General features: G+C 71.7%; 31 protein-coding genes and 3 pseudogenes. 23 read left to right on the top strand and 11 right to left on the bottom strand.

Features of this window, described 5'->3' with window-relative positions:
- Positions 1 to 188: 188 nt before the first annotated feature.
- Positions 189 to 332 (top strand): hypothetical protein, encoded by a 144-nt coding sequence (locus OG689_RS43340; RefSeq protein ID WP_266329028.1) that lies wholly within the window; start codon positions 189 to 191, stop codon positions 330 to 332.
- Positions 333 to 622: 290 nt separating this feature from the next.
- Positions 623 to 1,153 (top strand): hypothetical protein, encoded by a 531-nt coding sequence (locus OG689_RS43335; RefSeq protein ID WP_266329026.1) that lies wholly within the window; start codon positions 623 to 625, stop codon positions 1,151 to 1,153.
- Positions 1,154 to 1,532: 379 nt separating this feature from the next.
- Here OG689_RS43335 and OG689_RS43330 read toward each other — a convergent pair whose 3' ends face one another.
- Positions 1,533 to 1,952, bottom strand: a complete 420-nt coding sequence (locus tag OG689_RS43330) for a hypothetical protein (RefSeq protein ID WP_266329024.1) — start codon at positions 1,950 to 1,952, stop codon at positions 1,533 to 1,535.
- A gap of 326 nt (positions 1,953 to 2,278) precedes the next feature.
- On the opposite strand from OG689_RS43330, the gene OG689_RS43325 reads away from it, so the two are divergent.
- The 3 genes from OG689_RS43325 (at position 2,279) to OG689_RS43315 (ending at position 3,686) form a co-directional block, all read left to right on the top strand.
- Positions 2,279 to 2,662: a hypothetical protein gene (locus OG689_RS43325; RefSeq protein ID WP_266329022.1), complete on the top strand. Its 384-nt coding sequence runs from the start codon at positions 2,279 to 2,281 to the stop codon at positions 2,660 to 2,662.
- Positions 2,663 to 2,682: 20 nt separating this feature from the next.
- The gene (locus tag OG689_RS43320) at positions 2,683 to 2,937 is read left to right on the top strand and encodes a hypothetical protein (RefSeq protein ID WP_266329020.1); all 255 of its coding nucleotides are present in this window, start codon (positions 2,683 to 2,685) and stop codon (positions 2,935 to 2,937) included.
- A gap of 263 nt (positions 2,938 to 3,200) precedes the next feature.
- Positions 3,201 to 3,686 carry an integrase core domain-containing protein gene (locus OG689_RS43315; RefSeq protein ID WP_266329018.1) on the top strand — a complete coding sequence of 162 codons (486 nt, stop codon included), beginning with the start codon at positions 3,201 to 3,203 and terminating at the stop codon, positions 3,684 to 3,686.
- Positions 3,687 to 3,808: 122 nt separating this feature from the next.
- On the opposite strand, the gene OG689_RS43310 is transcribed toward OG689_RS43315, so the two are convergent.
- A complete protein-coding gene (locus tag OG689_RS43310) occupies positions 3,809 to 4,045 on the bottom strand; it encodes a hypothetical protein (protein ID WP_266329016.1) in 237 nt (78 codons plus the stop codon).
- Positions 4,046 to 5,176: 1,131 nt separating this feature from the next.
- Here OG689_RS43310 and OG689_RS43305 point away from each other — a divergent pair.
- The 7 genes from OG689_RS43305 (at position 5,177) to OG689_RS43275 (ending at position 8,954) form a co-directional block, all read left to right on the top strand.
- Positions 5,177 to 5,458: a MerR family transcriptional regulator gene (locus OG689_RS43305; protein ID WP_266329160.1), complete on the top strand. Its 282-nt coding sequence runs from the start codon at positions 5,177 to 5,179 to the stop codon at positions 5,456 to 5,458.
- Between the two features lie 254 nt (positions 5,459 to 5,712).
- A complete protein-coding gene (locus tag OG689_RS43300; RefSeq protein ID WP_266329014.1) occupies positions 5,713 to 6,090 on the top strand; it encodes an STAS domain-containing protein in 378 nt (125 codons plus the stop codon).
- A 213-nt stretch (positions 6,091 to 6,303) separates the two neighbouring features.
- A complete protein-coding gene (locus OG689_RS43295) occupies positions 6,304 to 6,609 on the top strand; it encodes a hypothetical protein (RefSeq protein ID WP_266329012.1) in 306 nt (101 codons plus the stop codon).
- A gap of 809 nt (positions 6,610 to 7,418) precedes the next feature.
- Positions 7,419 to 7,781 carry an STAS domain-containing protein gene (locus OG689_RS43290; RefSeq protein WP_266329010.1) on the top strand — a complete coding sequence of 121 codons (363 nt, stop codon included), beginning with the start codon at positions 7,419 to 7,421 and terminating at the stop codon, positions 7,779 to 7,781.
- Between the two features lie 227 nt (positions 7,782 to 8,008).
- Positions 8,009 to 8,233, top strand: coding sequence for a hypothetical protein (locus OG689_RS43285; protein ID WP_266329008.1), 225 nt, complete (start codon positions 8,009 to 8,011; stop codon positions 8,231 to 8,233).
- 174 nt (positions 8,234 to 8,407) lie between these two features.
- The gene (locus OG689_RS43280) at positions 8,408 to 8,650 is read left to right on the top strand and encodes a hypothetical protein (RefSeq protein ID WP_266329006.1); all 243 of its coding nucleotides are present in this window, start codon (positions 8,408 to 8,410) and stop codon (positions 8,648 to 8,650) included.
- Positions 8,651 to 8,810: 160 nt separating this feature from the next.
- Positions 8,811 to 8,954, top strand: a complete 144-nt coding sequence (locus OG689_RS43275) for a hypothetical protein (RefSeq protein WP_266329004.1) — start codon at positions 8,811 to 8,813, stop codon at positions 8,952 to 8,954.
- Between the two features lie 592 nt (positions 8,955 to 9,546).
- Here the strand turns inward: OG689_RS43275 and OG689_RS43270 are convergent.
- The 3 genes from OG689_RS43270 to OG689_RS43260 all read right to left on the bottom strand — a co-directional run bounded on the left by OG689_RS43270 (position 9,547) and on the right by OG689_RS43260 (position 11,046).
- Entirely contained in the window at positions 9,547 to 9,732 is a 186-nt protein-coding gene (locus tag OG689_RS43270) for a hypothetical protein (protein ID WP_266329002.1), read from the bottom strand.
- A 391-nt stretch (positions 9,733 to 10,123) separates the two neighbouring features.
- Positions 10,124 to 10,573 carry a CBS domain-containing protein gene (locus tag OG689_RS43265; protein ID WP_266329000.1) on the bottom strand — a complete coding sequence of 150 codons (450 nt, stop codon included), beginning with the start codon at positions 10,571 to 10,573 and terminating at the stop codon, positions 10,124 to 10,126.
- Positions 10,573 to 11,046, bottom strand: coding sequence for a DUF5994 family protein (locus OG689_RS43260; protein ID WP_266328998.1), 474 nt, complete (start codon positions 11,044 to 11,046; stop codon positions 10,573 to 10,575). Before OG689_RS43260 ends, OG689_RS43265 begins: the two co-directional genes overlap by 1 nt.
- A gap of 248 nt (positions 11,047 to 11,294) precedes the next feature.
- Between OG689_RS43260 and OG689_RS43255 the strand changes: the two are divergent.
- The 4 genes and pseudogenes from OG689_RS43255 to OG689_RS43240 all read left to right on the top strand — a co-directional run.
- A pseudogene (locus OG689_RS43255) lies at positions 11,295 to 11,657 on the top strand (SpoIIE family protein phosphatase); the annotation flags it as partial.
- Positions 11,658 to 12,134: 477 nt separating this feature from the next.
- A complete protein-coding gene (locus tag OG689_RS43250; protein WP_266328996.1) occupies positions 12,135 to 12,383 on the top strand; it encodes a hypothetical protein in 249 nt (82 codons plus the stop codon).
- A 408-nt stretch (positions 12,384 to 12,791) separates the two neighbouring features.
- The gene (locus tag OG689_RS43245; RefSeq protein ID WP_266328994.1) at positions 12,792 to 13,094 is read left to right on the top strand and encodes a hypothetical protein; all 303 of its coding nucleotides are present in this window, start codon (positions 12,792 to 12,794) and stop codon (positions 13,092 to 13,094) included.
- Between the two features lie 107 nt (positions 13,095 to 13,201).
- Positions 13,202 to 15,562 (top strand): arylsulfatase, encoded by a 2,361-nt coding sequence (locus tag OG689_RS43240; RefSeq protein ID WP_266328992.1) that lies wholly within the window; start codon positions 13,202 to 13,204, stop codon positions 15,560 to 15,562.
- 30 nt (positions 15,563 to 15,592) lie between these two features.
- On the opposite strand, the gene OG689_RS43235 is transcribed toward OG689_RS43240, so the two are convergent.
- From OG689_RS43235 to OG689_RS43225, 3 genes are all read right to left on the bottom strand, one after another.
- Entirely contained in the window at positions 15,593 to 15,934 is a 342-nt protein-coding gene (locus tag OG689_RS43235) for a hypothetical protein (RefSeq protein ID WP_266328990.1), read from the bottom strand.
- Between the two features lie 425 nt (positions 15,935 to 16,359).
- A complete protein-coding gene (locus tag OG689_RS43230) occupies positions 16,360 to 16,719 on the bottom strand; it encodes a hypothetical protein (RefSeq protein WP_266328988.1) in 360 nt (119 codons plus the stop codon).
- A gap of 18 nt (positions 16,720 to 16,737) precedes the next feature.
- Entirely contained in the window at positions 16,738 to 17,184 is a 447-nt protein-coding gene (locus OG689_RS43225; RefSeq protein WP_266328986.1) for a MarR family transcriptional regulator, read from the bottom strand.
- Positions 17,185 to 17,288: 104 nt separating this feature from the next.
- Here OG689_RS43225 and OG689_RS43220 point away from each other — a divergent pair, with 104 nt between their 5' ends.
- From OG689_RS43220 to OG689_RS43200, 5 genes are all read left to right on the top strand, one after another.
- Positions 17,289 to 17,996 carry an SgcJ/EcaC family oxidoreductase gene (locus OG689_RS43220; protein ID WP_266328984.1) on the top strand — a complete coding sequence of 236 codons (708 nt, stop codon included), beginning with the start codon at positions 17,289 to 17,291 and terminating at the stop codon, positions 17,994 to 17,996.
- A 76-nt stretch (positions 17,997 to 18,072) separates the two neighbouring features.
- Entirely contained in the window at positions 18,073 to 18,561 is a 489-nt protein-coding gene (locus tag OG689_RS43215) for an SgcJ/EcaC family oxidoreductase (RefSeq protein ID WP_266328982.1), read from the top strand.
- Between the two features lie 12 nt (positions 18,562 to 18,573).
- A complete protein-coding gene (locus tag OG689_RS43210; protein WP_266328980.1) occupies positions 18,574 to 19,353 on the top strand; it encodes an SDR family NAD(P)-dependent oxidoreductase in 780 nt (259 codons plus the stop codon).
- Positions 19,354 to 19,541: 188 nt separating this feature from the next.
- Complete coding sequence (locus OG689_RS43205) at positions 19,542 to 19,913, top strand: hypothetical protein (protein ID WP_266328978.1); 372 nt, start codon at positions 19,542 to 19,544, stop codon at positions 19,911 to 19,913.
- 51 nt (positions 19,914 to 19,964) lie between these two features.
- The gene (locus OG689_RS43200) at positions 19,965 to 20,159 is read left to right on the top strand and encodes a hypothetical protein (protein ID WP_266328976.1); all 195 of its coding nucleotides are present in this window, start codon (positions 19,965 to 19,967) and stop codon (positions 20,157 to 20,159) included.
- 49 nt (positions 20,160 to 20,208) lie between these two features.
- Here the strand turns inward: OG689_RS43200 and OG689_RS43195 are convergent, their stop codons facing one another.
- Together OG689_RS43195 and OG689_RS43190 are read right to left on the bottom strand one after the other, a co-directional pair.
- Positions 20,209 to 21,387 carry a barstar family protein gene (locus OG689_RS43195; protein WP_266328974.1) on the bottom strand — a complete coding sequence of 393 codons (1,179 nt, stop codon included), beginning with the start codon at positions 21,385 to 21,387 and terminating at the stop codon, positions 20,209 to 20,211.
- A gap of 50 nt (positions 21,388 to 21,437) precedes the next feature.
- Complete coding sequence (locus OG689_RS43190; RefSeq protein WP_266328972.1) at positions 21,438 to 21,929, bottom strand: hypothetical protein; 492 nt, start codon at positions 21,927 to 21,929, stop codon at positions 21,438 to 21,440.
- A 177-nt stretch (positions 21,930 to 22,106) separates the two neighbouring features.
- Between OG689_RS43190 and OG689_RS45145 the strand changes: the two are divergent.
- Together OG689_RS45145 and OG689_RS45140 are read left to right on the top strand one after the other, a co-directional pair.
- Positions 22,107 to 22,463 (top strand): annotated as a pseudogene (locus OG689_RS45145) (Tn3 family transposase); the annotation flags it as partial.
- 118 nt (positions 22,464 to 22,581) lie between these two features.
- Positions 22,582 to 22,796 (top strand): annotated as a pseudogene (locus OG689_RS45140) (Tn3 family transposase).
- A gap of 167 nt (positions 22,797 to 22,963) precedes the next feature.
- On the opposite strand, the gene OG689_RS43180 reads toward OG689_RS45140, so the two are convergent.
- Positions 22,964 to 23,932 carry a LysR family transcriptional regulator gene (locus tag OG689_RS43180; protein ID WP_266328970.1) on the bottom strand — a complete coding sequence of 323 codons (969 nt, stop codon included), beginning with the start codon at positions 23,930 to 23,932 and terminating at the stop codon, positions 22,964 to 22,966.
- Positions 23,933 to 23,970: the final 38 nt, after the last annotated feature.

Genomic DNA, 23,970 nt, shown 5'->3' with positions numbered 1-23,970 from the left:
AACACCAGAGGCTCGGCGCGGGTTGGCTGCACTGGATCGACGGTACCCGCCACCCCACCATGCAGCAGGAGAAGCTGCGCCTGGACGCACTCGACGTGCAGACCACCAAGCGCGACTGAGAGCGCAAGGCCAAGCAGTTGGCGCAGCGCGGCCGGGTCTCCGGTGTCAGCGCTCGGGTCGGGCGGACGATGACGTTCGAGATCCAGGGCTCTGACGCGGTCCGGGCCCGCGACGTCCACCTGAACCTCTCGGGCGAGCAGGCCGCCGCCCTGGCCCGCGCCGAGGACGAGGAGGACGTGCGGCAGGTGATCGGGGAGGCCCTCGCCGACTGACCCTGCACCACGGCGCCGGCCTCGCCCGCGGCTGGACCGAACGCGACGTCGACGGCCAAGGCGGCTGGGCGGCCCTGATCGAGGGACGGATCGTCCTCGGCGCCGGCCCCGACGGCCGGCCGCGGCCCGTCCTGCACGCCGAGGCCTGGGAGGCCGGATCAACCCTGCACGCCGCCCTCGCCCAGCACCCCGCCCGTCTCGACCACGGCCAGGACGAGGAAGAGGCCGACGACCAGGACCACGGACTGCTCGGCGACGCCCGCGGCCGGGTCCGCCGCCGGGCAGCCGGGATGACCCTGGACAACCTGCAGCAGGCCCTGGAACAGGCTCGGTTCGAGGAACGCTGCGCCGACCGGCACGCCGACGCCGAAGACGAGGCTGCCTTCGCCACCGCGGCCGACACCCTGGCCGAGAGGCAGCGGGTACACGACCACACCGCCGCCACCGGCGCCGAGCGCTACGACCCCGACAACGACACCGCCCTCCAGCACACCCTGCGCCGTGAGCACCACCGCCGCGACATCGCCGACCGCGCCGCCGAGGCTGCCCACAAAGCCCGGGAGACCACCGACGCCGCCCACCGCCGCCTCGCCGGGTCCGCCGCCCAACCCCTCTACACCGCCCTCGACCGCGCCGGCCTTCACACCCTCACCGACGACGACCACCAGGCCGTCCGCGACCTCACCTGCCACCTCGACCCCGCCACGCTGCGCCAGGTCATGAGCTGGCTGGAGCGCACCCGCACCGCGGCCCTCGCCCTGCGCGGCGCCGAGGCGGCCCCGCCCGCCCGGCCCGTCGTGCAGCGCAGCCACCGGTTCTGACAAGCCGCAGGGCGCCGGCGCCCTGCGCTGTGCCTGCCGGCGCAGCGGGGCCAGACGCGGCCCTGCAAGGGCGCCAGGAGGCGTGCCGGACGCCGGGCTGGACCTGGCACCGCCGATGTGGATCCGGGGCGGAGCGGACCGATACGGCGAGTCGTCACTGATGGCAGGCCGGCCGCGGCGATCGCAGGCGGTGCTGGCCGGGGAATCGTTCCGCCGTCGGGCCCCTTCGACCTGGCGCAGGGGCCCCTCTCCCAGCCGCGGCCGAGGCTGACGGACGGCGAGACGAAGGTGGTCCTGGTCCGGCATCACAGCTGCCGGACCAGTCCCACCACGGATTCCCCCCGCGGCCGTCCAGCCGGGACGGCCGCTCTGCAGGGGCTCAGCCCTCCGACTTGTTCGGGTCGGAACGCTGGTTGGCGAAGAAGTCCAGCCTCAGTCGTTCGCCGGGCTCGTCGGTGGAGAAGACTGTCCGCTCGTAGAGGCCCTTCTGGCAGATCAGCGACTGCTGGGTGGGGGACAACTTGAACGAACGCCGGTCCTGCGCGGGCTCCTGGAACCACTGCATGACGGGCAGGACCAGGTAGCCCTCGGCCGAGCTGTCCTTGCTGTAGACGAGGTCCGTGATGCCCTTCAGGACGACTTCATGGGTGAGGGACTGGACTGCTCCGGCCGGGTCAGTAAACGACACCCTCCAGGTCCAGTGCTGGCCCGCGGAGAGCTCGACGTCATCCGGGACCTTGCCGTCCCAACCGAGGAGGTGTTCGACGCCAGGGCCTACCAGGATCCGGCCCCACTGCACGTCGCCGAACCACGGCGAGGCGGCCAGAAAGCCCTCGGCGATGGCTCGGGTCTCGTTCAGAGACTCGGCCGGGGGTCGGCTAACGTCTCGTGGCAGCGCTCGGCGCGCGTGCCCTGGCGGGCACCACGAGACGTTAGCCGACCCCCGGCCGCGTCGAGATGGCGTCCCGAATCATCGAACCAGTCCTTCTTGCCCTCGCCATCCTCGCCGTCCGCAGTCGCGTCAAGCGGTAAGGGCATGGGCTCTCCCCTCTCTGTCAGCCTTGGGTGAGACATCCCGCTTTGTCGGGTTAGGCTGAGAGGGCCCGAGTAGGAGTTCCACCCCTGATGACCAGTACCAATCCGTCCGCTGCCGACCCGGCTCCCAGGCCGAAGCGCCGCACGTTCAGCCCCGAGTACAAGCTGCGGATCGTCGCCGAGTACGACGCCGCGCCCGAGGGTGAGAAGGGTGCGGTCCTGCGCCGCGAGCGCCTGTACCACTCCCACGTCACCGAATGGCGGACCGCGCGCGATGCCGGCGCCCTGGAGAACCTGGTCGACCGCCGCACGAGCCCGGCCCGACCGAAGAAGTCCGCCGCCGAGGCCGAGAACGAGAAGCTGCGTCGGCAGGTGGAACGGCTGGAGAAGGAACTCGCGCGGAACAAAGCCGCGTTGGAGGTCCTGGGAAAAGCGTCGGCGCTCTTGGAAATGATCTCCGAGAGCGCGGACTGAGGCGCACCGCCGATCCCGTCATGGACGAGGCGTTCACCGCCGTCGAACACGAGCTGGGCACCACGGCCGCATGCCGGCTGACCGGCCGCTCCCGCGCCACCCACTACCGCAGGCTGAAGCCCACGCCCGTGCGCGAGCCCAGGTCACCCCAGGTCCAGCCGTCGGCCCTGACAGCCGAAGAGCGCAATGCGGTAATGGAGTTGATGAACCGCCCCGAGTACGCCGAGCTGGCGCCCGCGCAGATCTGGGCCCGCGAGCTGGACACCGGGCGCTAACTACTGCTCGGTCTCCACGATGTACCGGATCCTGCGCGAGCGGGGGCAGCCCGGTGAGCGCCGCCGCCAGGCCGCCCACCCGGCCAAAACGGTGCCCGAACTGGTCGCCGACGGCCCCTCCCAGGTCTTCACCTGGGACATCACCAAGGCAGCCGGCCCACGCAGGGCATCTGGTACCACGCCTACGTCATCATCGACATCTTCAGCCGCTACATCGTGGCCACACCGTCGAGCTGGCCGAATCAGCTGAGCGGGCCGAGGAGTTGATCCGTGAGACCCTCGCGCGCAACGGCATCGTCCCCGAGACCGTGCACGCCGACCGCGGCACCTCGATGACCTCCAAGAAGGTCTCCCAGCTGCTGATCGACCTCGGCGTCACCAGAAGCCACTCGCGCCCGAAGGCCTCCAACGACAACCCCTACAGCGAGGCCCAGTTCAAGACCACCAAGTACATGGCCGACTATCCCGAGCGGTTCGACTCCCTGGCCCACGCCTGCGAATGGTTCGACGCCTTCACCTCGTACTACAACCACGAGCATCGGCACTCCGGCATCGGACTTCACACGCCCGCCAGCGTCCACTTCGGCACCGCCGAGGAGATCCGTGACCAGCGGGCCGTCACCCTCGCCGAGGCCTACGCGCGGCACCCCGAACGCTTCGGCCGCCGCCCCAGACCACCCGAGATCCCGAAGACAGCGTGGATCAACGACCCCGCCAAGCGCAGGGAACCCGCACCACAAACCTCATAGCGTCACGACCGTCTCACTGGACTTGAAATCTTCCGCCCGGGCGCGCGTCGCGCCGTGGCTGCGGGCGGGCGGTGCGACGCGTCTGACCTGTACTTCCCCCGCCGGGGTCGCGGCCACGCCAGCTATGGGGGTGCTGGTGGCCGGTCGTTGTCGTGGCTGGGCGGGGGGTTGAGGGCGTGGCGCAGGGCGGGCAGGTCGGTGAGGGCGGCTTGTTCGGCGAAGCGGGCGAGGAGGCGGCGCAGGACGTGTTCGTCGCGGTCGTGGACGGCTTCGGTGAGGGCGGCCAGCAGGGACGCCCGGGTGCGCGGGGGATGCGGGGCGGGTGCGCGCGCTCCTGGTGCCGGCTGTTGCCCTTCCACCTGTCGGTCCTCCCGTTCGTGTTGCTGTGCCGGCCTTTCGCTGTTCGGCCGAAGACTACCTTCCCCTCGAACAGCGAAAAATCTGTGCTGGCCGGAGTAGACATCGCTCGGTGTCGTGGTTAGTGTTTCTCCCGTAGCAAGCAGTCGAGCGGTACCCGGCAGACACGAACTGGCGGGTAGTAGGACAGAAGTTCGCAGGTCGGCGCGGTGGTGGGGTTCTGAAGCCAGAGCGGTTGCAGTTCGGCGACGGGACCGGCGGCCGGGCCGGGCGGCCCGCAGTGATCAGGGGCCGCCACCCAGCGGTACCGCGGCAGTTCGCGGGTGAGCAGTACGCAGGACATGCGCCGGGCAGGTGGGCGTGACGCGGTGCGGCGGCAGGGTTTCGGAGCCAGAGCGGTTGCAGGACGGCGACGGGACCGGCGGCCGGACCGGGCGGCCCGCAGGTATCAGGGGCCGCCACCCAGCGGTACCGCGGTAGGAGCAGTACCCGGCAGGTCGAAGTTGAGGTTGCAGTCGCAGTACGCGGTATCCCGGTGAAGGCGCCCAGGCTGCGGGCGCGCGTGCCGGGCAGGTCCGGGCAGTGGGGTTCCAAGCCAGGGAAAGTGCAGGACGGGCGACGGGGCTGGCTGCCGGACACGGTGACCCTTCGAGGCCGCCACAGCAGTACCAGGCAGTTGGCAGTTCAGCAGTACCGAGCAGTACCCGTGTTGAGAAGAACCAGCAGTACCGAGCAGTACGCAGGTCAGCACACACAGAGGATGAACGGAGGGGACAGAGCGCCATCAGGATCGCCCGGCCCGTGAGGCAGGTTCGTCCGGGCGGACACCGCAGACCCCCCAGTTACGAAGGACGGTGGTTTCCGGTCACGCATACGCGATCCCCGCACGCCCCCTCCCCCGGGGCAGTGCGGAACTGAAAAAAGCCGGCCCGAGGCCGGCAGATGGTGATGTATCCCTTCGGGGCCCCGGAGCCGCCACGGCGCCGGGGCCCCTCCACGCGTCCCCGACCCCACACAGAAGAGGTGCAGTGACCACGGCAACCAACCGGCCCCACAACCCCAACCCCAACACCTCCGGCCCCAGCACCCCGGGCCCGAGCTCCTTCGACGACGACGACTACCCCGCCTACACCATGGGCCGCGCCGCCGAGATGACCGGCACCACCGCCGCCTTCCTGCGCGCCCTCGGCGAACAGGGCCTCATCACCCCCCTGCGCTCCGACGGGGGCCACCGCCGCTTCTCCCGCTACCAACTGCGGATCGCGATGCGCGCCCGCGACCTCGTCGACCAGGGCACCCCGATCGAGGCCGCCTGCCGCATCGTCATCCTCGAGGACCAACTCGAAGACGCCCTGCGCATCAACGAGCAACTACGCCACGACGCCGGCGACCCGCTCCCGACCGCGGACACCTGACGCTCCAGCAGAAGACCGCCCCGCCCGGCCCGGAGCAGGCCGGGCGGACCACTGCCGAGCCGCGGCAGGAACGCGCTCACACCCGCGGCCGCCACGCGCTTCCCGTTCGGCTTGCATCTGTGCGAGCCCGGCCCGCGCCGCTGGTCGGGGCGCTACGGTTGCCATCCGCCCCGTGTGCGGGCCGGCTGGTGATCGCGTCCGCTTCGCGGGTGCACCCCCGGGCCGCGGAGATCGTGGCCGTGAGGACGTACCCGATGACTACGCATCCGCCCCTGTTCAGTGTGCGGTTGCGGCCGGGAGGGGGTGATCCGGTGCTGGAGGCGGTGGGGGAGTTGGACCAGTACACCGGTGGGCTTTTGGATGCGGCGGTGGACGGCGCGCTGGACGCCGTCCCGGCGGCGGGGGAGCTGGTGTTGGACATGGCCGGGGTGAGGTTCTGCGACTCCGGTGGCCTCAACGCTGTCCTCCGCGCTCACCTGCGGGCCCAGGCAGCAGGTGCGGTGCTCCACGTGGTGGCGCCGACCGCCCGGGTGGTGGCCCTGTTCGGGCGCACCGGGGTGAACCGGGTCCTGCGGGTCAGCCCCCACGCGCCGGCTTCCACCGGACCCGGGCAGGTTCACCCGTCCTGTTGAGCCCCCGCCCCCACGCCCCCGCCCGCAGGCTGCCGCCACGCGGGTCGCAAGCGGGGGCCGGCTCTGTGCGCCGGCCCGCTGAGTCCGAGTGAGGCACTCCTCCGGGCCCGGCCACCTCACGGCCAAGGCCCCGGGGAACCGGCGACATCCGGGGCATCCGCCGGTTGGGCGTGCCGGATCGCACCGGCCCGCCTGCCCCCTACGATGACGGCAGTGACGAACGACCACCTCGACGACGTTGACGAGCGGGCACTCATGGTGGCCGAGCTGCGGTGTGCGTGGCAGCAGGCGAAAACCCTGTGGAGCTCGGACCCCACCGACCCCGGCGCCTACACGGCGTTCATCCGGGCCGGCACCGCGCTCTACCAGTACAAGCCGCCCGACGCCCCCGCGCCCGCGCCCGCGTCCGTCCCGCGCGTGGTCCGTGGTACCGCCCGCCCCGGCTATCTGCGGAAGAGCCCGCTGGGCCACGCCCCCCAGGGCTGGCCCGAGCCGACGGGAGCCGGCCGACGGCGCTGATCGCGCTCCGGTCCCGGACGGGGGTAGCGGGTCGCCGTCCCGCGCCAGTCGGCCCGGACGCTGCCCGCGGGGGTGGTTCGCGAGGGGGAGGTGGTCGGGGAGGGCCGGCCGCGGGCCGGCTGCTTGTCCGGCCGGGGGTTTGGTCGGGTCTGGTCGTACGCTGGTCGGACAGGGATGGAGCGCGTCCGCCGGGCGAGGCGGACGCCGCGCGAACTGTCGGGAGAGGGTTCCGAGGGTTCGCACGCCGGGCCCGGCGAGTGCCGACGGTGTTTGCCGGCCCGGTCCCGCCCGTGCGCCGCTCACTTGCTCAGCGGGCCGACCAGACAGTCGGGGGCGTGCCTCGTCCACACGATCACGCCGCCGCCCTCGCGCACGTCCCGGCTGCGCACGGCCGCGCAGCACCCGGCGGGCGGCAGGCTCTGTCCGGCCGGTACGGCGCCGCCCGCCCTCGGCGGCGCGGCGGCAGCCCGCGCTGGACCCGGCGCCGGCCGCGCGGGGCGATTCTGCGGCACGGGCCGCGGCTCCACCGGTTCGACGGGCAGCCCCAGGGCCCGCAGGCGGCTACGACGACGGTTACGACGCTCGGACATGCCGAACACCCTGCCCGCCCCGGCCGCTCCACCGCCGAGCTGCGCCCGCGACACGCCGCCCCGGCCCCGGCGGGCACCCCGGGGTGGCGAAACGGGTCCCTTCGGCCCTGCGGGAACCTGCGGGCCGCGCCGTACGGTGGATGGACCAGCCCAATGCCAACCCGGCGCGCAAGATACGTGCCGGCGACCGTTGACGAAGACGCGACAGGGGGAGAGGGCGTGAGCCACCCCACCGACTTCACGACGGCCCTGCACGGCACCACAGCCGGCCCGATCGTCCAGGCCGTCGGCGAACTCGACCTCGACGCCGCCACCACCCTCCACGCCGCGCTGCGCCGCGCTCTCGCCGTCGACCTGTCGGCCGTCGTCCTGGTCATCGACCTGGCGGGCGTCACGTTCTGCGACTTCTGCGGCCTGGGCGCCCTGCTGCGCGCCCGCATCGAGACCGAGCGGTCGGGCGTGACCTTCCACCTGGCCCGTCCCACCCACGCCGTGGCGAGGCTGCTGGAGCTCACCGGCGCCGACCACGTCCTCATCGTCGAGCGGCACGAGCCCGCCGTCCCGCACCCCCACGCAGTCTGACCCACCGGGCAGCCGCCCCACCGTGTGAGCGGGGGTTCTCACGGGCCGGCCCTCTGTCGTCAGGCTTGGCTGGTATGTCGGTCGCGGGACTTTTCGCCATCCGCCGCCGGCCCGTGCCGGGTGGTTTTCCGGTTAGCCGGTCCCGCGTGGTCGTGCGAGCACCGTACCTGCTGGCGTTTTGGCTCGTTGGGCGGCGTATGACAAGCAGATCGACGGGTTCGGGCGATGTGACGGTTGTCATCGCGCAGATCGTGGCGGCGCTGGGCGCCGGGGCCGGCGAACGGGTTCGGGGGCTGCTGCCGCGCCAGGGGGCGCGCGCGGGCGCGGCGGCGCTGTACGCGCTGCGCCGTGTGCTGGCCGGTGACCTGCCCGCCGGGGCGGTGCCGGGGCCGGTGGGTGGAAGGGCGCCGGCCGGGGACGGCACCGGCGGCCCGGGCACCGGGCGCCGGTGAGCGCGGATGTGCTGGACCTCCGGCAGGCGCCGCAAGGCCGGGTCGCGCGAGGGCATCCAGGCCCTGGCGCGGCAGGCGAAGGACTGGAGCCGCCCGGCGCCCGAGGACCCGCGGGAGTGCCGGCTGCTGAGACGGCTGGAACGGGCGCGCTCCCTAGTGCCCTGGCCTGGGCGTGTGCCCGCCGACGGAGGCGCACCGCAGCCTGGGCGCGTCCTCCTGCCCGTTCGGGCGCCGGCCCCACCGGAACGGCGCGCGAGGGCCTTCTTCCTGCAGGTCGTCACCGCGGCGATCGGCCTGGTCCTGGTGGGCGTCCTGCGGGGGAGGTTCCTCCTGGCCGCCCTCGGCACCGGTCTCCTGGTCGCCACCATGGCCTTCCTCGCCGCATCCGCGTGCGGGGGCCGGCGCCCTCGTCGCTGACCCGCAGCTGCGCCGCCTTGGGTTGCACGGCGACGGGGGCGAACACGTGGCGAGGGGCCCGGTCGCCGGGGTGGTCGAGCACCGGGACGGGGTAGGTGGGCAGGCATGAAACAGCCCATACCAAGCGGACACGAGTTCGGACACGGCCATCCCAACGGAGTTGACGGCCGAACTGCTGCGCCAACAGACCGCCGAGGCCTGCGCCCACCTGCGTGAGCAGGCCGCCCGCATGCACGCCGGCCTGCCGCCCGATCCCGTCTCCCAGCCTCCTCCCCGCCGCGGTGGCCAGGAGGTGGGCGGCTGACCGGCCGCAGTACGCCGTCGGCGCCAGGCTCTCGCGCACCCGCAGGCCGAACGCGATCCTCGTGCCGTCCACCCGACCGCTGGCGGCCAGGACGAGCAGCGCGATGCGCCGGATGTTCGCCGAAGCCTCCGCGGGTCACAGCGCCTCTTCCTCCCGGAACGACTTCCAGGTCGGCCGTGGCAGTGCTGGCCGCGGTAGGCGCTGATCCAGTCCAGTGCCCGCCCGCGCTACCGGGGATGTCGACCAGCTCGTCCGCCCGCGCCGGCGCGAGCCCGGGCCCCCGGGAGTTGCCGGCCTCGTATCGGCGTGGATCTCCACGTTTGAGGAGCCCGACGGTGTTTCCGCGGTTGGCCACCGGGGCCCGCACCAGTGCGTTCCCGCCGCTGTTCTGCACCTTCTGCTGCTGGGTGCGGATCACGTCGCCGTACGGGGTGCCGCGCAGCCAGATGCGTTCCCGCCAGAGCATCGCCCTGCCCCGGCTGCGCCCGCCACCGGGAGGGCGAGGGGCGGCCCGTCGTTGCCGCCCGGTTTCCCTGCGCTCACCAGCGACTCCTCACTGCTCGATGCGCTCAGGACTCCGCCCCCGGACGGGTCACAGCGCATCAACGGGACGCTCCACGTCGCCTACCAGGTTGGCGACTGCCTGACTGACAGTCAGCTGTCCGGTCGTGCCGGCGGGCGGATCAACCGCGGGAGCGTGGAGGGTGTCGGGCGTCGTGCCGGGGCGGGGCCGGGACTCCCGTCCGTGCGCCGGTGGCTGGGTGTCTTCGGCGATCATGCGCTCACTGTAGGAAACCGGCGCCGGAGTGCGGCCGACGCCGCACCCGACCCGCCGCCAACCTCATCGCCGCGGGCAGCCGGATCCCGCTCCGCACCCCGTCTGTCCCTGAGCCCGCCGCATCCTCTCGCTGGTGTCGCGCCTGGGTCAGCTCCAGCGGCCACGCCCTCCCGGACTCACACCGCCGGCTACGCCGGCACGGTGCCTGCCGCCGGATCGAGACGACGCGCTGGTCGCGGGAGCGATGGGCATTCCGCTGGAGGTGCCGGCGCCCGCGAGCGGCGATGCGGCCCGGGGCGCTGGCGTCGGCCACAGGTGGGATGACCGGTCGGACGTGAGCCCCGGGCATTCGCCGGTCAGGTCCGGTGCAGTTGATACGTCAGGTGATACGTCAGACCCGCTCCCGGGCGAGGAGACCGACGCTGTAGCCGTCGTGGTCGACGACCGGCCAGGCTTCCAGGGCGCGGGTGCGCATGGCGGTCTGGGCGGTGCTGGCCGGCATGGACGTGTGCGCGAACGGGCCGCGGTCGTGGACGATGTCGTTCACCGAGGTCCCGCCGGCGTAGGTCGCCCGGCGGTAGGGGCCGAGCTGTGCACTGGTGAGCAGGCCGGTGCAGCGGCCGTCGTGTCCGCGAACGAGTATGTGGCCCACGTGGGCGCTGCGGAGGATGTCGCTGGCGGTGTCGACGAGGACGTCGTCACTGATCTGCAGGTCCGGCAGGCTCATGCGGTCCTGGACCGTGGCGCGGTCGTCGATCGCGGCGACCGGGACGATGTCGCGGACCGGCACGTCGTGCAGCGTGTTGACGGATCCGGCCGGGAGCGGCTGGTAGGTGGTCATCAGTTCGTCCCTCGCACGATGTGCTCCGTCGGCCGGGTTGCCAGCAGGTCGCTGGCGGTGAGGGTGTTCGCGGGGTCGGCTGCGGTGGCCATCAGGTTCGCGGCCTCGGTCGGGCCGGTGTGCGGGGGGACCACCAGCAGGTCGAGGCGACCCGGTGCGTAGGAGCGCACCATGATCTCGTTGGGATCCTGTTCCTGCTGGAACCAGCCGGCGTGGACGACGTGTCCGGCGACCGGGATCCGTGGGGGAATGCTGGGCCAGTGCGCGGGATTCAGGGTGACGCGGGTGACCCGGCCCCAACGGTTGTCCAGTTCCTTCGCGAGGGAGGGGAGTTCGGTGAGGAGGTCGTGCGAGCGGGGCCACCAGGCGCCGTCGAGCCGGCCTGCGGTGGCGTCGTCGGGTGTGAGGGACAGACGCAGTGGTGCTGGTGGTGTCCGTGGCGTGGTCGTCTCACGGTCGAGGGTCACGTTCATGTCCCGGACCTGTCCCCGGGTCCATTCACATGGGCCCGGCGTTGTCGGTCTCCGGAGACGAAGCCGGTTCGGGGACCGGCATGCGATGTGCCTTCGGTGGTTCCCAGGTTACTCCGGTGGGGCGCCCGGCCCACCACGGCCGCAAGGCAGGAATCCGTCTGTGACTGAAGCGACGGCCGGCCGAGCGACGGTCGGCCGCCCGGCCCTGCGGCATCCACTTCGGCGGAGCCACAGCCTCATCGGCCTGCACCTTGCCGGTCGGCTTCGGCGGGGAGCAGCCACGGATCAGCGAACAGCCGCTGCACCGCGGTGACCGGGTGCTCTTCTTCACCGACGGACTCGTCGAGGAACACCAGGCCGGCGGCGAGCAGTTCGACGAGGACCAGCTGATCGACGTCGTCACCCGGGTCGGGCGGACGCAGGTCGGCGTGCGTGCGATGGTGCGGGCCCTGTCCCACACCCTGAAGCGGGGCGGCACCACCAGCGACGACGCGACGCTCTTCCTGGTCGAATGGCGCGGCGGCAGCGCCGACCACCTCGCCACCACCTCCTGGGACGACGACCCCAACACCCCTCCAGGAGCAGCGGCCCGCCAGGACCCGACCACCTGACCACGAAGACAGCCCCCACTGCGCCCGACCCCAGCACGCTCCGCACTGCTCACCCACGCGATCGTCCACGCCCCACCTGGCACCGTCCAAGCCACGCTGCGCCGGGCCTGGGCTGACCCGGTTCCCGGCCCGGCTCGGCGCGCCTGGGCGGCAACGGCGGCCGATTGCCGGACAGCACCTTCAGATGCTCGGGCGGATGGGCGCCGGTGTGTGCACCGGACCGTCCGGCGGACGGTAGCTCGGCGGTACGGTGGACAGGGAGCAGGTCCGCGTCTTGGAGTCATTCGCCGCGGACCGAGGAAACCGGTCCCCCAGGGTGTTGTCCGATCCCTGGCCGAATTCCGGCGGGGACTTCTCGCGGCATCCCCGGGGACCGTGCCATGACATCGACGGCGTTCGGCGCGGTGACCGCCCGCGACCACCCGTCCGGCGGGCGTGACCGCGCACAGTGGCACGGCCGATGCCTAGCGTGACGCCATGAAGAAGAACAAGAACAAGCCCGCCCAGACGATCGTCCTGACCGAAGACCACGCGGACCCGGCCCGCCTGGTGGTGGAGCTCAAGCCGTCCGACGGTTCCCCCAAGTCCCGCCGGCCGGTCCACGCCCAGGACGAGGTGCTCCGGTTCGCCCGCGAGCACGCGGTCGCCGAGAAGACGATCGACTGGAACGGCCTCCAGGACCGTCTGCCCGCCCGCAAGGCCAAGGCGGCGGCCACCCAGCGGTAGCACCGCGACGCGCCGCGGCTCCCGGGTCGGACCACCGGGAGCCGCGGCACGCGTCTGCCCGCGCCGCCTGGGACCCGCCATGGAGCAACGCCAACTGACCGCAGCCCCGTTCGCGGCCCTCGGCCAAGCCGGCCTCACACCGGTGAACGACGATCTGCCCGTCACCACGCCCGGCCACTACCCCCGAGCACGGGGGCGCTGAGAGGCAGCCCGTGGACTTCCTGCCGCACCTCCTGCACTCCTCGACCTCGCGCCCGCCGACCCCGGCGGCTCCCAGGCCCAACCCCTCGCCGCCGCCCTCCGCGCGATCGGCGACCTCGTCAAGGGCGCCTGCGACACCGTCCTCGGCCGCGCGCCGCGCCCAGGCCAAGCACCGCGGCCGCCGACCCGCGCTCCTGCGCTGACCCGATGAACAGCGACAACACCCGCGCCGCCGCCGACCTCGCAGGCACCCTGGACGACTTCACCGAGCCAACCGCCGCCCCCGACGCCACCCGCAACATCCGGCTGACCGTCACCGGCCCGCACGACACCCAGCAGCGCACCGTCCAGACCCCGGCCGACATCGCCGACCGGATCACCGCACCGCTGTGCGCCGATCCTGCTCGCGGTACTCGGCGTGCTCGCGCTGCTGGCAGCGACCGGCCGGGCAGTCCCGCAGAGCGCAGGGCCCGGACAGGCCCAGGGAGAGTAGCCCGGTGGCCACCGTGACCGGGCGCACGGCCGTTTCGATCGCAACCGCGCGTCGGTGAGAGCCCTGTGGAGAGCCGCACACACACATCACCGGCGGTCGCGCCGCTGATGGGACGGAGAACGAAATGACGCAGGCATCGTGGAGCGAGTACAAGCCGGGGCAGACGTTCCCGGGGGTGATCGGGCGGACGACGGACGAGTCGACTCCGGCATGGCCGCAGCCGGTGCGGGCGGTGCCGGGTGCGCCGAACGTGGTGTTCATCGTGCTGGACGACACCGGGTTCGGGCAGTTCGGGTGTTACGGCAGCCCGATCGAGACACCGAACCTGGATACGCTGGCGGCGGGCGGCCTGCTGTACTCCAACATGCACACCACCGCGCTGTGCTCGCCGTCGCGCTCCTGCATCGTGACCGGCCGCAACCACCACGCCAACGGGATGGCGGCGATCACCGAGCTCGCCACCGGCTTCCCCGGCTACGACGGGCAGATCCCGTTCGAGAACGGGTTCCTGTCCGAGATGCTGCTGCAGCACGGCTACAACACGTACATGGTCGGCAAGTGGCACCTGATGCCGTCCGAGCAGGAGTCGGCTGCCGGGCCCTACGACCGGTGGCCGCTGGGGCGGGGCTTCGAACGCTTCTACGGCTTCCTCGGCGGCGACTCCAGCCAGTGGCACCCGGACCTGGTGTACGACAACCACCAGGTCGAGCCGCCGGCCACGCCGGAGGAGGGCTACCACCTCACCGAGGACCTGGCCGAGCGGGCGATGTCCTTCATCGCGGACGCCAAGCAGGTCGCCCCGGACAAGCCGTTCTTCCTGAACTTCTGCCCCGGCGCGACGCACGCCCCGCACCATGTCCCGAAGGAGTGGGCGGACCGGTACCGGGGCCGGTTCGACGACGGCTGGGACGCCTACCGTACCCACACCTTCGACCGGCAGAAGCAGCTCGGCATCGTTCCCCCGGACGCCGTACTGTCCCCGCACGACCCGGACGTGCCTGCCTGGGAGTCGCTGACGCCCGACGCACGGCGCCTGGCCACGCGGATGATGGAGGTCTACGCCGGCTTCCTGTCGCACACCGACCACCAGATCGGACGGCTGCTGGACTTCCTCAAGGAGACCGGCGAGTTCCACAACACCCTGGTCATGGTGGTCTCCGACAACGGCGCGAGCGCCGAGGGCGGGGCCGCCGGCACCACCAACGAGCTGCAGTTCTTCAACAACGCGCCCGAGACGATCGAAGAGAGTCTGGCGCGGATCGAGGAGATCGGCGGCCCGGAGACCTTCAACCACTACCCGTGGGGCTGGACCTGGGCGGGCAACACCCCGTTCCGCCGGTGGAAGCGGGAGACCTACCGCGGCGGCGTCAGCGACCCCTTCCTGGTCCACTGGCCCGCGGGCATCCAGGCCCGCGGCGAGATCCGCCACCAGTTCGCGCACATCATCGACATGGTCCCCACCGTCCTGGACGTGCTCGGCATCGAGGCGCCCGCCACCATCCGAGGCGTCACCCAGTCGCCCCTGCACGGGGTCAGCTTCGCCCACACCTTCGACGATCCCGCCGCCTTGACCCGCCACCGCACCCAGTACTACGAGATGCTCGGCCATCGGGCCATCGACCACGACGGCTGGCGCGCCGTCTGCCCCTGGCCCGGCCCCTCCTTCGCCGAGGCCGAGCGCCCGTTCGGCACCCCGATCACCATGGCGGACCTGGACGACCTCGACGCCCACCACTGGGAGCTCTACCACGTCGAGGAGGACGTCGCCGAGACCCGCAACCTCGCCCAGGAGAACCGCAGCAAGCTGATCGAGATGATCGCCCTGTGGTACGTCGAGGCGGGCCGGTACAACGTGCTGCCCATCGACGGCAGCGTCCTTGAGCGGATGATGGGCGAGCGCCCGCAGATCACCGAGGACCGCACCAGCTACACCTTCCGGCCAGGCACCCAGGTCCTGCCGGCCGCCGTCGCCCCCCGCGTCCTCAACCGCCCGCACAGCATCACCGCCGACGTCGAGATCCCACCCGGCGGCGCCGAGGGCGTCCTGCTGTGCCAGGGCACCAACGCCGGCGGCTGGACCCTGTACGTCAAGGACAACCGCCTGCGCTACGCCCACAACTACGTGCAACGCGCTCTGCACCACGTGGCCTCCGGCGAGGTGCTCCCCGAGGGCCGGCACACGCTGCGCTTCGAGTTCGAGCCCACCGGCGCCCCGGACATCGCCCACGGCAAGGGCTCACCCGGCCTGGCGCAGCTCTACGTCGACGGGCGCCTGGTCGGCGAGATGGAGATGCCGTACACCACGCCGGTCGCGTTCAATCCGGGCGGCATGAGCTGCGGAGCGAACCCTGGATCGGCCGTCACCGCCGACTACCGGGCGCCGTTCCGCTTCACCGGCACGCTGCACAGTGTCACCGTCGACATGTCCGGCGACCTGATCGTCGACGCCCCCAGCGAGATGCGCATGCACATGGCCCGCCAGTAGCGCCTGCGTCTACCCGGGGCCTGCTGCCGCTCAGCCCACGCCGTCCAGCAGCAGGCCCAGCCGGATGTCGAACCACGCCCGCTCCTGGCGCCACGCGATCGCGGCGCCCACCATCAGCCGGCTCAGCCCCTCGACGGTCAGCGAGCGCCACCGGCAGCCGGCCAGAACCTCCACCAGCGCCTCGACGCACTCCTCCCGCGGGCCCGGCCGACTTTCGCGTGGACCACGAGGACGGGGGAATGCGAGTTCACCGTTCATGGCGGCAACCGCACGGCGGCAGACCAGCTCGGCGGTGAACGACCGCCACGCGAAGGGTTCCAACGCCGCCCGGACCGCGGCCACCCGCACATCACCGGCCGGGACCACCACCATCGAAACCACCTCACCCACGCCCGAAGCACCGATCGACTCCGAGTGTCACACGGGGCCGACGACATCCGGGCAGGTCATCGGCGGCCCCGACCGCAGCGCGGACGCGCCACGCGGTGAGGCGACGCACGGGGTCCACACCGGGCGGGCCGGACCTGAACGGCCCGCCCGTTGTTCGCGCTGTGGAACCATCCGGCCCGTGGCCCGTCGCTCGGCGGTGAAGATGTGGCCCGGCCGACGTCGGTGTGGCGAGCTCGCCACCACCAACGTCGGCCGACAGTCGATTCGTCCTCTACGTCCCGCCGACCGTCGAACGCCCCCGGAAACTCGCCTGCTGCGTGGAGATGCGGCGGCAGCTGGGACGCGATCCGGTCGAGCTGCTCCTTGACGGGGTGACCCGCTGGTCATGGCCGGCTACGGGTGTTCTCTCAGCTCCTTGCCGCCAGGACGAGGCGCAGCGAGGCCGGGACGGGCCGGAGCCAGTACTTCTCCTGGACACCTGGCCCGCAGGAAGCGGATCCGGCGCCGTGCACGCCGTGGTCGAGGTTGATCCATGTCCGGTCGGCCGGGTGCAGGTCGGTCGGGTGCCGTGCGTTCTCCAGCTGCTCGCTGGTCCAGCGGCGGACGGTGAGGCCGAACACCGGGTCGCCCTCGACGTGCAGGCCCTCGCCGCCGTCCGCGGTGATGTCGGCCCAGCGCACGTCGCTGCGGTGGCCGTTCTCCTGCGGGTAGGCGTACGGGGTCTGCATCTCCTCGACGCTCCGCGCGAAACGGCCGGCAGAGCGCAACGGCGCCGTGTCGGCGTTTCAGTCGGCGTTGTGGGTGCGCAGCTGCTCGGCGGCTTCGTGGTAGGCGTCGGTGGCGCGGGCGAAGTAGTCGAAGAGGACTTCGAGCTGCTCGGGCGAGTAGCCCCTGAGGAGTTCGCCGATCCGCTGCCGGGCCGGGGCCATGACCCGGTCGAGGTCGGCGGGCTTGCCGATCGGTTCGACGATCACCTTGCGGCGGTCTCCGGGGTCCGGGGCCCGGCGCACGTAGCCGGCCTGTTCGAGGCGGTCGACGAGGCGGGTGGTCGGCCCGGTGGTGAGGCCGGTGCGGGTGCCGAGCTCGCCGGGGGTCATCGGGCCGGTCAGTTGAAGGATGTTCAGCGCGTAGAGGTCGGTGGCGCCGAGCTCGCAGGCCTTGGCGCTGGCATGGCCGTGCAGCATCACGGCGCTCAGGTACCGGCGGTAGACCTCACTCGCATCGGATGGCACGGCAGGTGTTGACACGGGCTTCTCCACTCCCTAATCTCTTCCTCAGAGAAGAGAAATCTTCGACGCAGTAACTTCTTCAAAGAAGTTATCATGAGGGGGAGACCATGAGCACCGTCACCACCACCGAGGCGACCGACCCGACGGACCTGAAGAGCGCCCCGACGAGCACCGGGAACGTCGGGCGCACCAACCGTCGGCGCACCGTCAAGCGCGCCCTCGGCATCACCGCCCTCACCCTCGCCGTCGCCGCGGCCGGCGGGTACTTCTGGCTGGACGCCACGTCCGACGTCCGCAACCTCGGCCAGGCCGACTGCGCCGCCGTCACCCCCGCCGTCACCGCCACCCCGGCCGGCACGCCCACCACCGACGATCACCGTGCCGTCTGCGACACCATCCGCGCTCTCACCGACGCCTGGGGCCGGGGCGACGCCACCACGTACGGCGAGCAGTTCACCGTCGACGCCACCTACACCACCTACGTCGGCACCCACTACCAGGGCCGCCGCGACATCGCCGACGCCCACCGCGCCCTGTTCGACGGATTCGTCAAGGACACCAAGCTCGCCGACTCCTTCCTCGGCATCCGCTTCTACGGGCCGGACGCCGCCGTCGTCACCAGCCGCGGCGACACCTACAAGGGCGGTACGCCCAAGAAGCCGTCCGAGCTGACCAAGACGCAGTCCTACACGCTGGTCCGCCAGAGCGACCACAGCTGGCGCATCGCCGCCTTCCACAACACCCAGCGCCAGAACGTGATGGAGCGGCTCTCCTTCCTCTGGGACTCGGCGACCATGCCCGAGGCCGAGAAGTGACCGGCCGGCTCCGCCCGCACACCGGCACCCGCGCCTGCACGCCACCACCGCACGCCCCAACCCGGAGGACGACACCATGACCGCCGACCACCACACCACCGCCCCCCGCGCGTCCGACGCCGCCGCGATCCGCGCCCTGCTGGAGCGCGGCGCCGCAGCCTGGGCCGACGGCGACGGCACCGCGTACGGCGCCTGCTTCACCGAGGACGCCACCGACGTCACCTACGTCGGCACCGTCTACCGCGGCGGCGAGGAGATCGGCCGCGCTCACCAGGCCCTGTTCGACAGCTTCCTCAAGGGCACCCGGCTGATCCTCGACATCACGGACCTGCGCTTCTACGGCACCGACGCGGCCGTGGTCGTCACCCGCGGCGACGTCCGCAAGGGCGGCACCCCGGAGCAGGACGGCAAGCAGGGCAAGTTCCGCAAGCTCGCCACGTACACGGTGGTGCGCGAGGCCGACGGCCCGTGGCGGATCGCCGCCGTCCAGAAGACCCAGCGCAAGCCCCTGATGGAGGCCGCCTCCTTCCGCTTCCAGCCGGCCACCCGACCCGCCGCGAACTGAGACGCAGCCATCATGACCACCACCCAGCCGACCGCCGCGACACCCCGGCCCTCCGACACCGCCCACCGCCCCACCACCCTGGTCACCGGAGCCAGCGCCGGCATCGGCCGCGCCTTCGCCCGCCGCCTGGCCGCGAGCGGCCACCGGGTGATCGCCGTCGCCCGGAACGAGGAGCGACTCCAAGCCCTGACGGCCGAACTCGGCCCCGCCCACGACTACCTGGCCGCCGACCTCGGCGACCCCGACGGCCTCCACAACGCCGCCCGACTCCTCGCCGACCGACGCGTCCACCTCCTGGTCAACAACGTGGGAACCGCCACCACCGGCCCCTTCGCCACGACCCCACTCACCCACGCCCACGAGATGCTGCGCCTCAACTGCGAGGCCCTCGTCACCCTCTCCCACGCCTTCCTCGCCCAGGCCCGCCCCGGCGATGCCCTGCTGAACGTCTCCTCCACCCTTGCCCACACCCCGCTGCCGGACCTCGCCGTCTACAGCGCCACCAAGGCGTTCGTCACCGCCTTCTCCGAGGCGCTCTGGTCCGAGCACCGGGCATCCGGCATCCACGTCCTCGCGCTCTGCCCGGGCATGACCGCCACCGAGTCGCAGTCGCACGACGACGCACCGGCCGCCCTGGTGCAGACCCCCGAACAGGTCGTCGACACCGCCCTACGCGCCCTGCGCCGCCGCAGCCGCCCCACGGTCGTGCCCGGCACGGCCAACCGCCTGCTCCTCGCCGCCGCCCGCATCCTCCCCCGCCACCGCACCCTCACCGCCCTCGCCCGCACCTGAACCACCCGCACAAACGCGAAAGAGGCCGGATCTCCGAGCAGCCCAAGACACCGTCCTTCGGAGCTGCGCGCCCGCTACCGCGCAGCTCCGAAGGACACCGGCGCGGCGCTGCCGCCCATTCCCGCCGAGCACTCCACCGCCGTCGACTACGCCGCCCGCCGCAAGGGCCTGTGAAAGGGAGTTCCACGATGCTGAGCAACTGGCAGATGTACGTGAGCGGCCGATGGGTCGACCTGGACGAGGACCCTGCCCCGGACAACAACAACGACGGCGACTGGGAGGGCATGCTCAAGGCGGCCGGGTTCTCGCGCTGGACCAGCGCTGGCACCTCCACCCGCGAGGGCGGCGACGAACTCCCGCTCGACCTGCGGGTCTACAACCGCCACGGCGCCGTCCCCGGGTTCGCCATCGACCTGATGGGCTACGACAGCGGCGAGACGCTGACCGCCTACGCGGCCACCCTCGCGGACGTGATGGAACTGCTCGCCCAGTGGGCGCCGGCCGTCCAGGCCCTGGCAGCCACCGACCTGCTCACCCGCGAGGGGAAGGGCCGCCCGTGAGCACCGACCCGTTCGACGGGGCCGTGCCGACCCCCAAGCAGGCGTACGCCGATGCGCCCGCGTACGAGGAGGAGACTGCAGGCCATCCTCAACCTGATCGACCGGTTCTCCGGTGCGGGCCGGAGCTTCTTCGCCGAGAGGGAGTTCCTGTTGCGGCAGGCCGGCCTCATCGACCGGACCGCTCTGCGCCCGGCCCAGGTCGACGAGGTCACCAGCCTGCTCGCGCCCGGCAACAGCAGGCGCTGAATCTTGCTCAGCCCCGTCGCCGAGTCGGAGTCGCTCGGGTGCCTCCGGGCTACCGGAGTACGACCGTGACGCCGCGCCGTTCGAGAAGTTGCACGATCTCCTCGAAGTAGGAGAGCTGACCCTCCGGATCCTCCACAACGTCCGCCAGTGCGCGGCGTGCGATCTCGGAGTCATGCCAGGTCAAGGTGAAGGGCGGGGCCACTCCGAATCCCCCGCACAGGCAGTCCTTGAAGGCGTTCCACTCCCGGCCGAAGTAGCGGCCAGGTCCGAGCAATGCCTCGGCGATCGCGCAGTGAAGCCCGGTGACGTCCGTGACGAACCGGCCGTCGAGGTGGTACTCGCCGCCGGAGCGGTCCGGTCGGGGCGCGGGCACCCGCCAGGCACGGGTGGTGAGGTCGAGCCAAGCGGCCCTGCCCTGCGAGTCGTACGGCGCCCACATGTTGGGTGCTGCCGGCGGGCCCTGATACCACTGCGCCCAGATCGGGCGGGCCGCCGGCGATGGTCGGTCGGCGCCGCCATCGGTGAGGGTGATGTCTTCCAGCCCATCGCCGAGCACAGACGGGCGCGCTCCGGTGATGGCCAGGCCCACGGTGCGCGAGGCCATCACGGCGCCATGGCGATCCAGCACCAGGAGATCGGCCCAGCCCCGTGTCCACCGGCGTGGTCGCTGAGTCCCTACGAGCAGTGGCTCCGTAGCCTCGCAGCCGATCAGCTCCATCGGGACGGGGGTCGGGTCCGCTCGCGACTTGAACAGGCCGTCCACGGCGGAGCACCGGCCTGCACTCGCACCAGCGACCGTCGTTCCCGCGAATAGCTCGAAGCGTGGTGTCGCAGGCAGTTCGAAGAAGCTCTCCTCGTTCCTGACGCCGGCGCCGAGCACGATGTCGTACCGCGCCGGGTCGCCGGGGTGGGGCTGATGGGCCACCATGACCGCATCGACGAGAGTCCACCACTGCACGGGCTGCTCGTCGTCCCAGACCTCGACGCACACGTCGCCCAGACCCCGCAACGAGACGTCGGGCTCGGCCAGGACATCGCCCAGGAGGCCGTCGGGACTGCATCCGCGCAGGGTGAGGATCTCCCGTGGCGGCGGGACTGGGTCGACGAACAGCCCTTCGACGCCCGCGCACCTCCCCCAGAGCTGTTCCACGCCGTCTTCGTCTTCCTGGACCAGGAGGTACTTCACCGGGAAGCCCCGGTCCCACCCGGCGTGATCTGCGATGCGCACCCGACTTCCGAACATGTGAGCAGCTTTCACCAACGTTGCGAGCTGGGGAATCAATCCGTGATCAAGCGCACCTGGCTGGGTTCCAGGTGCAGCTCATACGCGGTGTTGCAGTCGTTGATGAGTGTGCCTACGTGCGCGCCACAGGGGCACAGGCGGTTCATGCCTGCCTGGCCGTGAAGACCACAGCATCCGCTGCAGTGCCTCAGATAGTCAGTGTCTTCCCGAAGGCCGCGGGCGTCGTCGGGGTGCAGGACCACCGTGTTGCGAGTGCCGGCGGACACCAAGTACCCGTCGACATCGTCCGGGTCTCCGAGACAGGGGCCGCCGGCGAAGACCGGGCGGGGCTCGGCACAGGGCACGAGCGGTGCACCCCACGGCTCGGGTTCCAGAGCGAAGAAGCCGAGCGGCGTGGTCGCGGTGGCACGACGTGATCCGTCGGCTTTGGGGTAGCCCTGGTTCCCTGGACGGGCGGGCACCTCGGGCAGCTCAGTCAGCGGTCCAGTGATGGCAAGCCCGCAGGCCGAGCACACAAACACAGTCACTCTGTGTTCATAGCACCCGGCCGACGGCTTACCAAACGGATTATCGAACCGCCGCTGGGGCACGGCGTCATACCTTCCTCGTGGCATCCGGGTTACGCAGGGGCCTCAATCCCCCGGGCATGTCGGGCAGCAGGAAGGAGGAACGCCATCAATGACCAGGTCATCGGCATCGGGCAGATGGTGGTGCCCGGCACTCCGCGCGACTCGCTGTTCATTCTGGACGCGCTGCTGAACCTGGACGGCGGGGTGAAGCCGGAGATGGTCGCCACCGACAACGCCTCGTACTCCGACATGGTCTTCGGCATCTTCAAAATGCTCGGCTACCGCTTCTCCCCGCGCTTCAAGGACCTCGAAGACCAGCGGTTCTGGAAGGCCCAGATGCCCGGCGCCGAGCCGGCGGGCGGGTACGGGCCGCTGGAGACGCTGGCCCGCAACAAGGTCAGCGTGAAGAAGGTCCTCACCGCCTGGCCGGACATGCTGCGGGTAGCCGGCTCCCTGGTCACCAACCAGGTCCGGGCCTACGACCTGCTGCGGATGTTCGGCCGCGAGGGCCACCCCACCCCGCTGGGGCAGGCGTTCGCCGAGTACGGGCGCCAAGACCCTGCACCTGCTCGCCGTCGTCGACCCGGTCGACGACACCTACCGTCGCCAGATGCACAAGCAGCTCACCGTCCAGGAGTCCCGGCACAGGCTCGCCCGCGACATCTGCCACGGCAAGAAGGGACCATCCACCAGGCGTACCGGGACGGGATGGAGGACCAGCTCGGCTCACTCGGTCTGGTCCTGAACGCCGTGGTGCTGTGGACGACGCGGTACATCGACGCCGCTGTCGCCCAGCTCCGCGCCGACGGACACGAGATCCGTTGACGAGGACATCGCGCGGCTGTCCCAGCTCAAGCACAAGAACCTCAACGTCCTGGGCCGCTATAGCTTCACCGCCTCCATCCCGGTCGGCGGCCTGCGTCCGTTGCGCGACCCGGACGCGGTCGAACTCGACGATGACGACGAGGGGACGGAGGCCTAGCTGTTGCGGCTCACGAGGTCGTTGCCGATGGTTGACGCGGTGCTGCTTGCCGCTGTGTCCATGTGGGTGTCCAAGTCTCGCTGTCGGGGCGGTGGGGCTGTGTGGAGCCGAGGTAGTTGCGGAGTGCGGTGAGTGCGGGGTGTGGGTTGTCGCGGCGCCAGATCAGTGAGTGCGGGTAGACGGGCGTCGGGTCGGTCACCGGGATGCGGCGCAGGTCGAGGCCGGCGGGCCAGACGAGGCGGGTCTGCTCGCCCATGAAGGTGGCCAGGGCCGGGGTGTCGGCGACGGTGTCGAGGAGCGCGTCGGAACCGAAGTTGGGGCCGGTCGCTTCGATGGTGAGGCCGAACTCGGCGACGAGGTCGTCGTAGTAGGCGGCCCACTCGGTACCGGGAACGATGCCGGGCATCCAGATCCGGTGCCCGGCGAGCTGAGCGACGGGCACCGACCGGGCGCCCGCCAGCGCGTGGGCGGGGCCGGTGAGGAGCTGGAGCGGCTCGTCGAGCACCCGGACCGACTCGATGTCCTCGGGAAGGGGCCGGCCGGGTACGGCGACGGCGCGGAAGGACGCGTCGATCGCACCGGAGCGGATGGCGGTGACGGCCGTCTCGATGTCGAACAGCATCAGCACGTCGAGGTCGATCTCGGGGTGCGCGCGGTGGAAGCCGCGCATCAGGCCCGACGCCGCGCCGCGCGAGTTGATCACGTCGACGCGCAGCGGACGGCTGGCCGAGTGCACGGACGCGACCGCGCGCTCGGCGACACGCAGCAGCTCGCGAGCGTGGGGCAGGAACGCCTGCCCGTCGATGGTGAGCTCGGCGCCGCGCGCGGTGCGGGTGAACAGCCGCACGCCGAGGTTGCGCTCCAGCGTGGCGATGCGTTTGGAGACGGCCTGCTGGGTGACCGCCAGCTCGGCGGCGGCTTCCTGGAACTGCCCCGCGTCGGCGGCGGCGACGAAGGTCCGGACGGTGTCGAGGTCCATGCCGATCCACCCTAGTGCACAACGTTCGGTTGTGACCT

This window comes from Kitasatospora sp. NBC_00240, assembly GCF_026342405.1.
Lineage (GTDB): Bacteria > Actinomycetota > Actinomycetes > Streptomycetales > Streptomycetaceae > Kitasatospora.
The sequence above is the reverse complement of the archived record's forward strand: the minus strand, read 5'-3'. Positions and strand labels throughout refer to the sequence as shown.

What these genes read in the sequence shown, in the direction of transcription:
- OG689_RS43340 (WP_266329028.1), top strand. Translation starts at nt 189, where the DNA reads ATGACGTTCGAGATCCAGGGCTCTGACGCGGTCCGGGCCCGCGACGTC.
- OG689_RS43335 (WP_266329026.1), top strand. Translation starts at nt 623, where the DNA reads ATGACCCTGGACAACCTGCAGCAGGCCCTGGAACAGGCTCGGTTCGAG.
- OG689_RS43325 (WP_266329022.1), top strand. Translation starts at nt 2,279, where the DNA reads ATGACCAGTACCAATCCGTCCGCTGCCGACCCGGCTCCCAGGCCGAAG.
- OG689_RS43320 (WP_266329020.1), top strand. Translation starts at nt 2,683, where the DNA reads ATGGACGAGGCGTTCACCGCCGTCGAACACGAGCTGGGCACCACGGCC.
- OG689_RS43305 (WP_266329160.1), top strand. Translation starts at nt 5,177, where the DNA reads ATGGGCCGCGCCGCCGAGATGACCGGCACCACCGCCGCCTTCCTGCGC.
- OG689_RS43300 (WP_266329014.1), top strand. Translation starts at nt 5,713, where the DNA reads ATGACTACGCATCCGCCCCTGTTCAGTGTGCGGTTGCGGCCGGGAGGG.
- OG689_RS43270 (WP_266329002.1), bottom strand. Translation starts at nt 9,732, where the DNA reads ATGATCGCCGAAGACACCCAGCCACCGGCGCACGGACGGGAGTCCCGG.
- OG689_RS43265 (WP_266329000.1), bottom strand. Translation starts at nt 10,573, where the DNA reads ATGACCACCTACCAGCCGCTCCCGGCCGGATCCGTCAACACGCTGCAC.
- OG689_RS43260 (WP_266328998.1), bottom strand. Translation starts at nt 11,046, where the DNA reads ATGAACGTGACCCTCGACCGTGAGACGACCACGCCACGGACACCACCA.
- OG689_RS43250 (WP_266328996.1), top strand. Translation starts at nt 12,135, where the DNA reads ATGAAGAAGAACAAGAACAAGCCCGCCCAGACGATCGTCCTGACCGAA.
- OG689_RS43245 (WP_266328994.1), top strand. Translation starts at nt 12,792, where the DNA reads ATGAACAGCGACAACACCCGCGCCGCCGCCGACCTCGCAGGCACCCTG.
- OG689_RS43240 (WP_266328992.1), top strand. Translation starts at nt 13,202, where the DNA reads ATGACGCAGGCATCGTGGAGCGAGTACAAGCCGGGGCAGACGTTCCCG.
- OG689_RS43235 (WP_266328990.1), bottom strand. Translation starts at nt 15,934, where the DNA reads ATGGTGGTGGTCCCGGCCGGTGATGTGCGGGTGGCCGCGGTCCGGGCG.
- OG689_RS43220 (WP_266328984.1), top strand. Translation starts at nt 17,289, where the DNA reads ATGAGCACCGTCACCACCACCGAGGCGACCGACCCGACGGACCTGAAG.
- OG689_RS43215 (WP_266328982.1), top strand. Translation starts at nt 18,073, where the DNA reads ATGACCGCCGACCACCACACCACCGCCCCCCGCGCGTCCGACGCCGCC.
- OG689_RS43210 (WP_266328980.1), top strand. Translation starts at nt 18,574, where the DNA reads ATGACCACCACCCAGCCGACCGCCGCGACACCCCGGCCCTCCGACACC.
- OG689_RS43205 (WP_266328978.1), top strand. Translation starts at nt 19,542, where the DNA reads ATGCTGAGCAACTGGCAGATGTACGTGAGCGGCCGATGGGTCGACCTG.
- OG689_RS43200 (WP_266328976.1), top strand. Translation starts at nt 19,965, where the DNA reads ATGCGCCCGCGTACGAGGAGGAGACTGCAGGCCATCCTCAACCTGATC.
- OG689_RS43180 (WP_266328970.1), bottom strand. Translation starts at nt 23,932, where the DNA reads ATGGACCTCGACACCGTCCGGACCTTCGTCGCCGCCGCCGACGCGGGG.